The sequence below is a fragment of the Huintestinicola butyrica genome, from assembly GCF_025567215.1.
GTDB classification, from domain to species: domain Bacteria; phylum Bacillota; class Clostridia; order Oscillospirales; family Ruminococcaceae; genus Huintestinicola; species Huintestinicola butyrica.
The window spans coordinates 31,035-43,660 of the sequence record NZ_JAOQKB010000006.1 but is presented as its reverse complement, the minus strand read 5'-3'; the positions used below and the strand labels follow the sequence as shown (position 1 = coordinate 43,660).

The 12,626-nt window shown below is 47.5% G+C and carries 12 protein-coding genes, 1 pseudogene and 1 riboswitch; of the genes and pseudogenes, 1 reads left to right on the top strand and 12 read right to left on the bottom strand.

Features of this window, described 5'->3' with window-relative positions:
- Positions 1-4: 4 nt before the first annotated feature.
- Positions 5-997 carry a FecCD family ABC transporter permease gene (locus tag OCV68_RS08005; protein WP_022476000.1) on the bottom strand — a complete coding sequence of 331 codons (993 nt, stop codon included), beginning with the start codon at positions 995-997 and terminating at the stop codon, positions 5-7.
- Positions 997-2,088: an ABC transporter substrate-binding protein gene (locus OCV68_RS08000; protein WP_022476001.1), complete on the bottom strand. Its 1,092-nt coding sequence runs from the start codon at positions 2,086-2,088 to the stop codon at positions 997-999. The genes OCV68_RS08005 and OCV68_RS08000 overlap by 1 nt, the downstream gene beginning before the upstream one ends.
- 254 nt (positions 2,089-2,342) lie before the next feature.
- A riboswitch (cobalamin riboswitch) is annotated at positions 2,343-2,561 on the bottom strand.
- 271 nt (positions 2,562-2,832) lie between these two features.
- Here OCV68_RS08000 and OCV68_RS07995 point away from each other — a divergent pair.
- Positions 2,833-2,967: pseudogene (locus tag OCV68_RS07995) on the top strand (AbrB/MazE/SpoVT family DNA-binding domain-containing protein); the annotation flags it as partial.
- Positions 2,968-3,132: 165 nt separating this feature from the next.
- On the opposite strand, the gene OCV68_RS07990 reads toward OCV68_RS07995, so the two are convergent.
- The 10 genes from OCV68_RS07990 to eutC all read right to left on the bottom strand — a co-directional run bounded on the left by OCV68_RS07990 (position 3,133) and on the right by eutC (position 12,621).
- Positions 3,133-4,305, bottom strand: a complete 1,173-nt coding sequence (locus OCV68_RS07990; protein WP_262571958.1) for a hypothetical protein — start codon at positions 4,303-4,305, stop codon at positions 3,133-3,135.
- A gap of 68 nt (positions 4,306-4,373) precedes the next feature.
- Positions 4,374-5,360 (bottom strand): ABC transporter ATP-binding protein, encoded by a 987-nt coding sequence (locus OCV68_RS07985; RefSeq protein ID WP_022476004.1) that lies wholly within the window; start codon positions 5,358-5,360, stop codon positions 4,374-4,376.
- A 12-nt stretch (positions 5,361-5,372) separates the two neighbouring features.
- On the bottom strand, positions 5,373-6,404 hold the full coding sequence (locus tag OCV68_RS07980) for an ABC transporter ATP-binding protein (RefSeq protein WP_147621718.1): 1,032 nt from the start codon (positions 6,402-6,404) through the stop codon (positions 5,373-5,375).
- Between the two features lie 12 nt (positions 6,405-6,416).
- Positions 6,417-7,319: an ABC transporter permease gene (locus OCV68_RS07975; RefSeq protein WP_262571954.1), complete on the bottom strand. Its 903-nt coding sequence runs from the start codon at positions 7,317-7,319 to the stop codon at positions 6,417-6,419.
- A gap of 1 nt (position 7,320) precedes the next feature.
- Positions 7,321-8,250: an ABC transporter permease gene (locus OCV68_RS07970; RefSeq protein ID WP_022476007.1), complete on the bottom strand. Its 930-nt coding sequence runs from the start codon at positions 8,248-8,250 to the stop codon at positions 7,321-7,323.
- A gap of 93 nt (positions 8,251-8,343) precedes the next feature.
- A complete protein-coding gene (locus tag OCV68_RS07965) occupies positions 8,344-9,948 on the bottom strand; it encodes an ABC transporter substrate-binding protein (protein WP_262571952.1) in 1,605 nt (534 codons plus the stop codon).
- Positions 9,949-10,037: 89 nt separating this feature from the next.
- Positions 10,038-10,292: a hypothetical protein gene (locus OCV68_RS07960; RefSeq protein WP_022476009.1), complete on the bottom strand. Its 255-nt coding sequence runs from the start codon at positions 10,290-10,292 to the stop codon at positions 10,038-10,040.
- A gap of 15 nt (positions 10,293-10,307) precedes the next feature.
- On the bottom strand, positions 10,308-11,222 hold the full coding sequence (locus OCV68_RS07955) for a nitrilase-related carbon-nitrogen hydrolase (protein WP_262571950.1): 915 nt from the start codon (positions 11,220-11,222) through the stop codon (positions 10,308-10,310).
- A gap of 374 nt (positions 11,223-11,596) precedes the next feature.
- Positions 11,597-11,776: a hypothetical protein gene (locus OCV68_RS07950; RefSeq protein WP_262571948.1), complete on the bottom strand. Its 180-nt coding sequence runs from the start codon at positions 11,774-11,776 to the stop codon at positions 11,597-11,599.
- Between the two features lie 56 nt (positions 11,777-11,832).
- Positions 11,833-12,621 carry an ethanolamine ammonia-lyase subunit EutC gene (gene eutC, locus OCV68_RS07945; protein WP_262571946.1) on the bottom strand — a complete coding sequence of 263 codons (789 nt, stop codon included), beginning with the start codon at positions 12,619-12,621 and terminating at the stop codon, positions 11,833-11,835.
- Between the last annotated feature and the right edge of the window lie 5 nt (positions 12,622-12,626).

Genomic DNA, 12,626 nt, shown 5'->3' with positions numbered 1-12,626 from the left:
GCGCCTACTTTCTGAGAAGGTACAGGAAGAAAGGAACTCCCAGTACAGCCATAACTATTCCCACAGGTATCTCGGTGGGGCTTAAAACCGTTCGAGCAAAGGTATCGCTGAGCATGACCAGCGCCGCTCCCAGGAGCGCTGTTGCAGGGAACATTATCCTGTAGTTATTTCCGAGGATAAGCCTTATGCTGTGGGGAACGATAAGCCCCACAAAGCCCAGCAGACCCACAACGCTTACCGCAGATGCCGCAAGCAGTGCCGCCAGAGCGGTAAAGCCAAGCCTCGTAAGCTCAACATTAAGCCCCAGTCCCCTTGCGGTATCATCACCGAGAACAAGTATGTTCAGCTTGTCCGCAAAGATGAACGCCAGAAGCAGACCAGCGATCGTATAGGGCAGTATGGTCCTTACCTCGCTCCAGCTTCGTGAAGAAAGACTTCCGTTCATAAATGTAAGCGCACCGTGAACTCTGTCGCTGAAAAAAACAAGTGTCGCCGATATTCCCGCACCGAAAAGCTCAGATACCGCAACGCCCGAAAGCACTATCCTTGTGGGGTCGATGCCGCCCTTCCATGCCAGAAGGTATATTATCGCCGCTGCAAGCATTGCTCCCCCGAATGCGGCTATGGGCACAAAATTCTGCCACTGGGGAAATATTACAAGTATTACGATACCGAAAAGTCCAGCTCCGCTGCTTATGCCTATAATAGACGGATCTGCCAGCGGATTTTTCATCACGCCCTGCAGTATTGAGCCTGAAAGCGCAAGGTTTATACCTACAAGAGCGGCAAGAATCATTCTGGGAAGCCTAATGTTCCAGATGACCTTGTTATTGGTCCCCGTATGATCTCCCGAAACAGTATCTATAATATCCGAAACGGAAATATCCATCGTTCCCACAACGTTGCCAAGAATAAATGCAAACACCACTGCCGCCGCAAGAATGACAAGCACCGCCGCTTTAAATGAGACGGTTTCTCTCAGATCTGTTTTTTCCATCAGAACGTTTCTTCCACCTCTCCGTAAATATCGGGATAAATGCTCTGCGCCATATATTTTATGGCATCAACATAATACGGGCCTGCATTATAAAGATAATACTGCTGGGGAAGATAAATTACCCTGCCCTCGCTTATGGCATTCACCGAGCTCCACGCAGGATTTGAAGCGAACTGCTCTTCGACAGTCTTTTTAGCCTCTTCATTGCTTGATATCATAGTTGTTACAAGAACATAGTCGGGATCCTTTTCAACGATGTACTCGATATCCAGCGGAGTTGTTTCTGAACCTACGGTATCGGGGGCAAGACCCGATGCGATGTTATCAAGCTCAAGGATACCTGCAATATCGCCTGCAATGCTGTTGTCAAGCTTTACGGCAAGTGATTTTGAAGTAACATAGAGAATTACCACTGATATATCATCATCGGGAAGCTTGTCGGTAATTTCCTTTTTGCCCTTTTCAAGCTCTGCGATGCGCTGTTCGGCAAGCTCGCTCTGACCCAGCAGTTTTCCGAATGCACGGTATGTATCAACAACGTCAGAAAAGCCTCTGATATGCGACTGGATAACGTTATAGCCCATCTCACGGAGCTTTGAGCTCTGAGTGGTCTGGGTGCCCACCTGTGCTATAATAAGGTCAGGCTCCTGTGCTATTACAGCCTCCATATCAACAGAATACACGGGGCCTATCTGGGGAAGCGACTTTATTTCCTCCTCATATCCTTCTGTAAGGCGGACATTATCGCTTACATCGGAGGTACAGACGGATTTGCCTCCAAGGTCATACCAGATATTCAGCGGAGTGCCTGACAGCACGGCTACCTTTTCAGGCTTTGTTTCTATGGTCGTTTCATATTTGAGATAATCACGCACCGTGAGAGGATAGTCATCGCCTGTAACGAGAATGGCTTCCTCACTGTCCGAGACCTTGTCGGCTGCTGCGGCATTTTTCAGTCCACCGACCCCTGCATTGTTCGCTGTAGTCTCAGCCGCTCCCTCTGATGAAGTGCCTGCGTCCGATGATGCACAGCCCACTGCCGATAAAGCCACGACCGCTGCCATAAATGCTGTTAATACTCTTTTTTTCATGATCCAATATCCTTTCGTGAACTTATATGTATTTATGCAAATAAAAAACGGACATTACCCAAGCCCCAGCATGGATAATGTCCGTTTGCTTAATTCTTTCACTTTTTATGATATGATATGCCGTGCCAGGTTTTGCCAAATATAAAAAAGGCAACACACAAGCGCCGCCAAAGCAGCCGATTTTTCACATCATACCATCATTTACGTTCCGGAGTTCCGCAGACAAAGGAAAAATTTCCTCATAAACAATACCCTGCACGGGGAGGATACAGGCAAGTATTCCGACTTATTGCCCGCCAGAACGGCTCGCATACGCCTTCCCGAAGAAACTCTCCAGTGACTGACTCACGTCATGTATGCGTTAAGACAAAATACGGCAACGGCCTTGCTCAGGATTCGCACCTGATTCCTTGTTAGGCTTGGCAGCTTTTGGTTAAAAGCACTGCTTTTGCACCTGTATCCCGATAGTTATTCATTTTTTATTATTTTACCATCTTATTATTCGGTTGTCAATAGAGACTTGATGAACTTCAAATGCCTATGTTATTTCATTTTTCAAATAAACACCTCCTTTTTAAATATTTAATTTAATAGCAAATAGCCATACTCTCAATGACCATAGATGAATAATTCACATGAAAGCAGAAAAAATAGTAAGGCAACCAAAAACTCAGGAAAAAGTCAGCATCGCAATCATATTGCTGCGATACCGATCTTGAATTTATACGTGAAAGGAACGATACTATGAAAGCAACAGGTATTGTCAGGAGAATTGACGATCTCGGAAGAGTGGTCATTCCCAAAGAGATAAGGAGAACTATGCGTATCAGAGAGGGCGACCCCTTACAGGCAACAATTACACAGGCGGACAGGCTTATACGGCTGGCTGAGAGATTGAAAGGCAACAATACATAATAAAAAATGACCTCAACCTGTTGAGCATATATGAATCTGCAGTCATAAATTTAACATGCAGTATTAGTCTATAAATATTCATCAAGAGTTATAAGATAAGGCAATTACGCCGTAGGGTCAAATCATTATTTACATTGTTACCGCCCTCAGCACCAGGCTCCAGCTGATACACACAATACAGAATGAAGTCAGCGTGGAACAGCAGGGCGGCAGACTGCGGAGCTTTGTTTTTTCATAAAGCTTCATTGCAGTAAGCGGTGTGAAAATTGCCGCAACAAGTATGGATATTATCATAAGAGGAACACTCATTTCGTAGGTGTTTATGAATGCGGAGATTATTACAAAGCCCGAAAATGTAAAGGCGCTTTCTCCCCGCTTTACCTTTGGAAACCATAAAAAAATGCTTGTGGCAATGGTGATAAGCTGGCAGCACATGACTGTGGGGAATTTATACGCCGCACAGGAATTAGCAAGCGGGTCAAGCCACCATGCCAGCACTGCTCCGATATACATTCCAACTGTTCCCCAGCTGCTTCCCCAGAAAATAAGCTCAGAGGGGTCTGCCAGTAGCCACCTTACATACAGTCTGCTGTCCGAAAAGCTCCTGTTATCCGCAGGAGAGCTTTTGTATATGCTCATATCTATGGGTGTCATCCACGGAAGATGTCGGCAGAGCAGCACGCACAGCGGCACTGTCACTGCCATGCCGATAGCTGCGGATACAAATGCGGGCAGTCCCAGCGGCTTTACTATGTACGGCATTGCAATATACGCTCCGAAGCCCGCAGGAGCAAGTCCTCCGAGGATCATCTCGGTGGCGATCTTTTTTGCACCGCCGCCGTATATGTTAAAAAGCAGCGGAGCAAGGCTGCAGAAGGATATGAACGTTGCTGCCCAGCCGTTCATGGTCGCCCTGTGATAAACAAGGTTTGCAAGGAGCATTGCTCCCGTGCTGACAAGAAGCATAGGAATAAAATAACCGCTGCCGCCAACAAGATCAGTGCCGCGGAAGCGTGAATTTGTCCGCTCAAAGAAATATCCGATGAACGTAAATATTATCATCACAACACCGCAGACCCATGTTCTCATTACCTGACCCTCGGGTATCTCCCCTATCAGCCACTGTATCTCCGACCATACATAGCCTGCGTTTTTCCCTGCGATTATCTCGTCAAGACTATCTATATAATGGTTTGAAGCAATGCTGTCCTGCAAGGTGTTCATTATGAACATCAGCGCCGTACATATTATCAGCGTGACGATATAGGCAGGCAGAGCACCCTTTCTTTCCTTGAAAAACATATTCCCCCTCCTTGTAAAGCAGCGCCGCTCATAGCTCATATGAACGGCGCTGTACTGTACAATGGATATTATCCGCAGAACTTGCTGCACATAACAAAATGTCCGGGAGAAACCTCCACGTTTTCGGGGCATTTTTCCATGCACTCATCGTCCGCATATATGCAGCGTGTGCAGAACGGACAACCCTTGGGCGGATTTTCGGGTGACGGAGTATCGCCGACTTTAAGGTCAAGGCTGAAGCCCTCATCGTTTATGCCCTTTTTGATACTGGGCGCCGCTTTGAGCAGCACCTTGGTATAAGGGTGACGTGCATCGCTGTAGATATCCTTGCTCTTTGCCCTCTCAACGATATGACCAAGGTACATGATAAGTATCTCATCTGCGATCTGACGAACCACCGCAAGGTCATGTGCAACCAGCAGTATCGAAAGGTTAAGCTCGCTCTGGAGGTCCATAAGCAGATTTATTATCTGAGCCTGCAGTGATACGTCCAGTGCGGATATAGGCTCGTCTGCCAGCAGCAGCTTGGGATTTACCACCAGCGCACGGGCTATTACCGCACGCTGCCTCTGACCGCCCGAAAGCTGGTGTGGATATCTGGTAAGGAAGTCGGTATCAAGACCTATAAGATCAAAGGTCTTTTTGATGATAGCCATTCTTTCTGCGGGGTCTGATACGCCCGAAAGCTTCAAAGGCTCCTCGATGGACTCCTGAATGGTAAAACGTGGGTGAAGCGAAGAAAGGGTATCCTGGAATATCATCTGGACGCTTTTCTTCATCTCGTCCCTGTCCTCTGGATAAAGCTCGTCCAGAGGGCAGCCATGAAATCTTACAGTACCTGTAGTGGGCTTTTCGATATCGGAGATTATTCTCAGCAGTACGGATTTTCCGCAGCCTGATTCGCCTACAAGGGCAATGGTCTTGCCCTCCTCGACCTCCAGCGAAACGTCGTCAACGATACGCTTGTTGCCGACTACCTTGCTGAACAGTCCACGTCTTACGGGATATAATTTAACAATGTTATCGCATGATAATATGGGATATGATTTATCCATATAGCTCACTCCTTATTCAAGAACCGTATCGTCGGCAGTATTATAGTCAAGAAGCGGGAAGTGGCAGGCGCAGAATCTGTCCTCGCCTATCTGTTTCAGCTCGGGGACTTCCTTGCGGCAGATGTCCTTTGCATAGGGACATCTGGGAGCAAATGCGCAGCCGGGCTGAGGCTTTGCCATATTTGGAGGGAAGCCCTCGATGGACTTCAGTCTCTTTGTCTTACGTGCTTCAAGCAGTGGTACGGACTGGATAAGTCCGACAGTATAGGGGTGGGCAGGCTTTAAAAGCAGATCTCTCTTTGGTGAGGATTCAACGCAGCGGCCTGCATACATTACAAAGATATCATCGGAGAACTGGGAAACAACGCCGAAGTCATGGGTGATTATCATAATGGAAATGCCCGTTTCCTTCTGAAGCTCGCTGAGAGCCTCGATTATCTCCGCCTGAATGGTGATGCCAAGGCTTGTGGTAGGCTCGTCGGCAATAAGTATGGACGGGTCGCATATCATAGACATGGCGATGAATATTCTCTGGCGGAAGCCTGCGGAAAACTCACAGGGGAACTTCTTCATTACCTCGTCGCCGTTGCGTATGCCTACAAGCTTCAATACCTCTATCGCCTTGTCATGGGCTTCCTTTTTGGTAGCGCCCTTCTTGTGGACAAGGTATGCTTCCGTAAGCTGGCTGCCAAGGGTAAGGTAGGGGTTGAAGGAGGTGGTAGGGTCCTGGAATATCATTGATATCTCCCCGCCCCTGATCTCGCTCATACGCTTCTCGCTGACTTTAAGGATATCCTCGCCGCCGAACTCAATGGTTCCGCCTGCGATATAACCCGGCTCGTCAACGATACGCATAATGGAACGGGAGGTAACGCTCTTTCCCGAGCCGCTCTCGCCGATGATGCCGAGAACATGACCCTTTTTCAGTGAAAAGGTTACTCCGTCAACGGCCTTTACGGTAAGGTTTTCGTTTATCTTGAAATAGGTCTTGAGACCCGTTACTTTTAAAAGAACATCGCCGATCTCAGCTTTTTTAACGTCCATGATGTTCCCTCCTTACTTGCGAAGCTTGGGGTCAAGCTTTGTCTGGAGACTGTCGCCTACAAAGTTAAGCGCCAGTACCATTATCATAATTACGATACCGGGGATAGCGGTTATCCACCAATCGGTAGAGATGTACTGTCTGCCGTCCGCCATAATGTTTCCGAGAGATATGGAGGGCGACTTGATGCCGAGCTGCATATAGCTCAGCAGGCTCTCGTTGATTATCATTGCTGCGATATCAAGAGGAAGTACGGGAAGGATCGCAGGCATAAGGTTCTTGCCTACATATTTTACGGCAATCCTCAGCTTGCCTGCACCCATCATTCTTGCGGCTGCGATGTAGTCCATGTCCTTCTGCATCATAACGCTGGAACGCACAACTCTCGCATAAGCGGGCCATGCGGAAAGGCTCAGCACTATGATGATGCTCAGAGGATTGGGTTCAAACAAGGTAAGCGCAATGATAGCCAGCACGATGAACGGGAATCCCATCTGGATATCGGTTATTCTCATTATCAGAGTGTCGATGAAGTTTGGGTGTGAAAAGCCCGAGATAATGCCCAGCACCACGCCTATAGCCAGTGCCAGCGCAACGCCGCCTATACTGATAAGAAGAGATGTGCGCAGGCCGTAAAGGATACGGCTGAAAATGTCTCTGCCCATTGCGTCGCAGCCCAGAATATGCTCGCTGTCCGTAAAAGGCTTGGTAAGTCTTATGGAGGGCGTCATCTGCTGCGGATCGCAGGGAACGATGACAGGTGCCAGAACTGCCGAAAGAACGGCGATTATAACGATAAGCATTCCTATGCAGAACATCTTGTTCTTGCCGATATACTTGAAGAAGGCCTTGACCTTTCCTCCGCCCGAAGCAGCTGCGGGCTTTGAATTTACTGCTTTTGATCTTACATCAGTCATATTACAAATCCCCCTGTGCCTTACGAATTCTCGGGTCGAGATATGCGTAGCCGATATCTATCAGCATATTGACCACGATAAAGAATGTGGAAAATACAATTATAAGACCCTGTACCAGGTTATAGTCACGTCTGTTGATGGCATTGAGTATCTCATAGCCGATGCCGGGATAGCTGAATACATACTCGATAACAACTATGCTTCCTGCGAGGAATCCCAGCTGACCGCCGAGGACGGTGAGAAGAGGGATAAGCGAATTTCTGAGAGCGTATCTGAAAAGTGCGCTCATCTTATGCACGCCTCTTGCTCTGGCTGCCTTGACAAAGTCCTGATTAAGGCTGTCGATCATACTGAGCCTTATGTTCTTTATCATAACGGACATTATCGGCAGCGCCAGAACTATTGACGGAAGCACTGTGCTTATGTAGCCCTTATAGTCCATGGAAGGCAGAAGATTAAGCTTTACACAAACAAGCAGTATAAGCATCGTTGCCACCCAGTAGTTTGGCATTGACTGGAACACTACGGAAATTCCCGATATCAGCCGATCGGCAAGCTTGCCGTTGTTTACTGCGGCAATTACACCGAACAGCAGGCTGAGTGCAACTGCCAGCACCACGGTGTTAAGCATAAGCAGCGCTGATTTTCCTATAGTGCCTGCGATGATGTGATTAACGGAATCGTTCTTGAAGTAGGACTGACCCATATCTCCGTGGAAGATATTTACGATATAGTCCTTGAACTGTATGATTATCGGATTATCAAGACCCATCTCAGCCCTGATCACCTCACGCTGTTCATCGGTAGCGTTGGGCGCCATTATCTTGACAGGGTCGCCCGGGATATTTCTCAGCAGCACGAAGCTGATGAACGTTACACAGAATAAGATGAAAATTCCCTGAACAACACGTTTTATCGTTGTGTTTAACACAGTAACTCCTCCCTGCGTAAAAAATTTGATAAAAACAGAAACGGGCAGTCATTCGTTTGTGTTTATGACTGCCCGCTGTATTCTGTCTGAATGTTATTCCTTTACTACGTCCTTGACTTCAAAGCTTGTGGTAGGCAGGGACTTGAAGCCCTTTACATTGCTGCCCACACCGTAGATGGACATGGAGTTGAAGAGAGGAACATCTTCGCACTTTTCAGCAAGCAGAGGATAAACCTCATTTGCAAGTATTTCCTTTCTCTTTTCGCTGTCAAGCTCGGAAGCTTCCTTGTCCATAACAGCATCCAGCTGATCGTCAACAAACTTGGTGATAAGTCCGGGAGATCTGTAGAAGGGGTTGAGCTTAAGGTCAGGCTCAAGTCCCGGAGGGCACCAGCCGCCGTCGATCATGGTGCAGGGTGTTGCCTGATAATACATATCGTTCCATGTAGCGGTCTCAACAGGATTGAACTTTACGTTCAGACCGATAGCCTGGAGATTTGCAGTAATGAACTCGCCGTACTCCTTGGTCTTTACATAGAAGCCAACTGAGGTCGTATAGGTCATTTCGGGAAGTCCCTCGCCGTTGGGGTAGCCTGCTTCGGCAAGAAGCTCCTTAGCCTTTTCGGGATCATATGTTGGGAAGTTGTCAACGGGAGAATAGCCCCAGACTGTGGAGGATACGTAGCAGTCTGCAACCTCGCCGTAGCCCTGGAGGATATCATTTACGATAGTCTCACGGTCGATAGCGTAGGAGATAGCCTTTCTTACAAGCTCTTCGTTCATAGGCTCAACCTCAAACTTGAAGAAGAGGTGCTTGAGCTCTGTGGTGAGCTGAGTGATTACCTCAGTATCGGGATTGTTTTCCAGAACACTTACCTGCTCGGACTCAACACGCTCGATGATATCAGCCTCACCTGTCTGGAGGGCTGCCAGACGTGTGGAGGAATCCGCAACGTACTTGTACTGAACGTAAGGAGTCTTGGGAACACCTTCCCAGCAGTCATCAAATGCGGAATAGTAAATGGTGTCGTTCTCGTACTTATCGAACTTGTAAGCACCTGTGCCGTTGAAGCCTGCGGAAAGCTTTGCGGGGTCTGCAATGTCATCTGCGGACATTACAGGTACCATACAGAGCATATTGATAAGGCCTGCATAGGGCCTGCCGTCTTCCATTCTTACGTTGACGGTGTACTGGTCAACAACCTCTACCTTAACGGGCTGGCTCCACCAAGCGGTGGTAACGCTGTCCTTGGAGGAATGCTTTTCCAGAGTAGCCTTTACGTCCTCAGCATCAAAGTCGCTGCCGTCCTGGAACTTTACGCCTTCTCTCAGCTTGAGCTGGAGAGTAGCATCGTCAATATATTCCCATGATGTTGCAAGCTCGGGAGAAAGCTCCTGAGTATCGGTATCCATATGGATAAGTCTGTTAAAACATATCCACTCTGCGTGAAGCTGGGCGAGGGTCGTATGGCTGGTGGGATCCCAGTTTCCGAGGAAGTTCTCAGCGGAGAGGATAACAAGCGTATCCTTGCTGCCTGCTGTTCTTCCGCCGCCTGTTGTGGATGCAGCCGCTGTATCGCCGCCTGCTGCCGAAGAACCGTCAGTAGTTGTTGATGTATCACCGCAGCCTGCCATAACTGTAGCTGCCATCATAGCTGCGACCGCAGCAACTGTAAGTCTTTTTAATTTCGTTTTCATACCACCACTCCTAAAATCTTTTTCTTTTTATATCTTCTTTCCTTAAAATCTCTTAAAACTTCAAAAAATCTTTCCGTGATCTTTGAGTATCAGAACTTCAGTTCCTTCTTGAGAGCCTGCATCTGTGCGGAAATGTACGCATTTCTGAATGCACAAGCGCAGCTGTAATCCTCGGGTACCATTTCCTTAACGGTGTCGGAGATCTTAGCCTCCTTATCGAAATCCACCTTAATGGTCATATCGCCGAACTTTTCAAGCAGCTCTGCCTTTGTTGCGGGGAAGGTAATACCTGCCTTACCCATTGCCTTGATAAGATTGTGAGCTTCAGATGTATAAACAGCCATGATAATAACCTCCCATTACTTTGTATAAGCGTTGTAATCGCTGACGCCTCTGCCTGCACCGTTCTGGTCGGGGCAGGCAGCTCCACGATGCTTGTACTGCCAGATGAAGTTGTATGCACCGGGCTGTGTACGCATCTTATCAACGATTCCGGGGTAAACATCTACCTTCATGAGCCAGGGAATACCCTTGGGAGCCCTTGCAAATACTGTACCGTCGGGGTTTACTGCCATACTGTTGCCGAAGTAGGTGTAGCACTCATCTATTCCGACGGAGTTGCAGCCCAGAACATAAGTCTGGTTGCAGTAAGCGCCTGCCTTGTTGGTGATCTCCCAAGCCTCATCATAAGGAGCCATGTAGTGGGAAACTCGGCAGATAACGTTTGCTCCGTTTACCGCAGCCTCTCTCCAGATCTCGGGATAATCGCCGTCGGCACAAATGATAATGCCTATCTTTGAACCCTTAGGGCCATCAACTACCTTGCACTCGGTTCCGGGAACTGTGCATTCATCGGGGAGCCAGGGATTCATCTTAACATACTTGTGAACTATCTCGCCCTTGTCATTTACGAGGATAGCCATATTCTTTACAAACTGACCGTCATTCTCACGTACCAGAGGATTGAAGATACCCCAGACACCCAGCTCCTTGCACTTTGCACGAACCTTGTTTATAGGCTCGGAGTCAAGGGTGAGAGCCAGTCTTGGCCAGTCGCCGGGAGCAAAACCGTGGAAGCCGCACTCGGGACACATGAACAGATCATATCCCGGAAAACCTGCCGCAGCCTTATCCATATAGCTGAGAATCTGATTTGTGTTAAATTCAACGTCCTCCATGGTGTGTGCACTCTTGGGAGCGATCTGAGCCATTACAACACTCATTGCTTCTGTTTCGATTTTTCCGTTAAGAGCGTAAGTCGATCCGATGTTCATAATACTTCCTCCTATTTAATGGCTTTGCAGCAGCAGATACTTCCTGAATGCCTGCGGCATAATATCTGCTGCAAGAACTCTTCTCCGAAATGCTTCAAAAAAGGCGCCGTGTTTTTATAACACGACGCCTTTGTCTGAAACTATCATTAAAGAGAACCTTTTGGGTTTAAAGGTTTGTCTGACTAAGCTCATCTCTTATTGATGTTCTCAATCATTGATATCATTATATACCCTGTTTTGCAATTTGTCAAGAGTAAAATTGCATTTTTCAATTTTTGGCATTTTATACAAGGATTTCATTTGCAGATATGACAGCTTTATATATCTTACTTGCAAGCCATATTTTCTTAAAAATATATAATATTATCGGCAAATTAGCCGTATCCGAGCCTGCATGAGCTGCCGCAGCATATTATTTTTCCATTTTCCGCCTTGCAAGACGTCAAGCTTAAAATTGCATATTTTCTTTTAACATTTGTTATGTAACTGTTATATACGACTATAACGATAACAAGGCTCTCCTCCCCTGCTGCAGCTTCCTTTTCATCCGACAAGCATAAAAGCGGCTCAGGTTTTATGTACCCGAACCGCTTTGTTAATGCTAATACTATCAGTTAAGACAAAGGTTTACCCCGCTTTTCTTTTGTTTAAGTATCTCCAGCATAAGGTCAACGATATGAGCCGCCGCCTCTACAGGAGGTATTCCGTGGCGGCTGATGTTGGAAACAACCGTATATTCCGACTCCTGCATATCGGGACGGGCATTATATGCCATATATGCGGACATACTTTCAGCTGTGAGAAGTCCCGGACGCTCGCCGATAAGCACACAGGTGAGCTTTGCATTGAGCAGCGGAGCGATAGTTCTCGTAGTGTTCACACGGCAGTAACGGACGAAAAACGGGGTTCCCACCGTTACACCCTCGGCTTCCAGTCCCTTTGTGATCGCAGGCAGGATATCTGGAATATTCGCTGCCACACTGGGAGCGCAAAGGCCATCGCCCACATATATCTCCACGTCGATATCATGTTTGCAGTTTTCGGATATCTTTTTCTGCGTATCCTCGTCAAAAAGTCTGCCAAGGTCGGGACGGGTTATCATCATACTTTTGTTTTCGCATTTGGTGCGCACCTCAAACAGTCCCAGCTCCTTTACAGTCTCTTCCGAAACCTCAGAGAAAACTGCGTCCGCTGCAGCTGCCTGATCCGCCCTGAAGCGGAGGTAGGAGCAGGTGGGATATCTTGCTCCTGTATGTCCTATGGCTATTCTGGCAGGAGTCTTGCTTTTGAGCACCGCAAGCTGCTCCGGATCCTGTGGGTTTTTAAGCAGGCAGAAATCCTGCATTTTTATTTTCGTTATATCATTGTTTTCATAATCAAATTTCGGGAAAACGGGCATAACAG

Bases quoted from the DNA above. Each gene is read 5' to 3' on its own strand.
- OCV68_RS07960 (WP_022476009.1), bottom strand. From the start codon at position 10,292: ATGGCTGTTTATACATCTGAAGCTCACAATCTTATCAAGGCAATGGGT.
- OCV68_RS07980 (WP_147621718.1), bottom strand. From the start codon at position 6,404: ATGGACGTTAAAAAAGCTGAGATCGGCGATGTTCTTTTAAAAGTAACG.
- OCV68_RS07985 (WP_022476004.1), bottom strand. From the start codon at position 5,360: ATGGATAAATCATATCCCATATTATCATGCGATAACATTGTTAAATTA.
- OCV68_RS08000 (WP_022476001.1), bottom strand. From the start codon at position 2,088: ATGAAAAAAAGAGTATTAACAGCATTTATGGCAGCGGTCGTGGCTTTA.
- OCV68_RS08005 (WP_022476000.1), bottom strand. From the start codon at position 997: ATGGAAAAAACAGATCTGAGAGAAACCGTCTCATTTAAAGCGGCGGTG.
- OCV68_RS07955 (WP_262571950.1), bottom strand. From the start codon at position 11,222: ATGAACATCGGATCGACTTACGCTCTTAACGGAAAAATCGAAACAGAA.
- OCV68_RS07975 (WP_262571954.1), bottom strand. From the start codon at position 7,319: ATGACTGATGTAAGATCAAAAGCAGTAAATTCAAAGCCCGCAGCTGCT.
- OCV68_RS07965 (WP_262571952.1), bottom strand. From the start codon at position 9,948: ATGAAAACGAAATTAAAAAGACTTACAGTTGCTGCGGTCGCAGCTATG.
- eutC (WP_262571946.1), bottom strand. From the start codon at position 12,621: ATGCCCGTTTTCCCGAAATTTGATTATGAAAACAATGATATAACGAAA.
- OCV68_RS07990 (WP_262571958.1), bottom strand. From the start codon at position 4,305: ATGTTTTTCAAGGAAAGAAAGGGTGCTCTGCCTGCCTATATCGTCACG.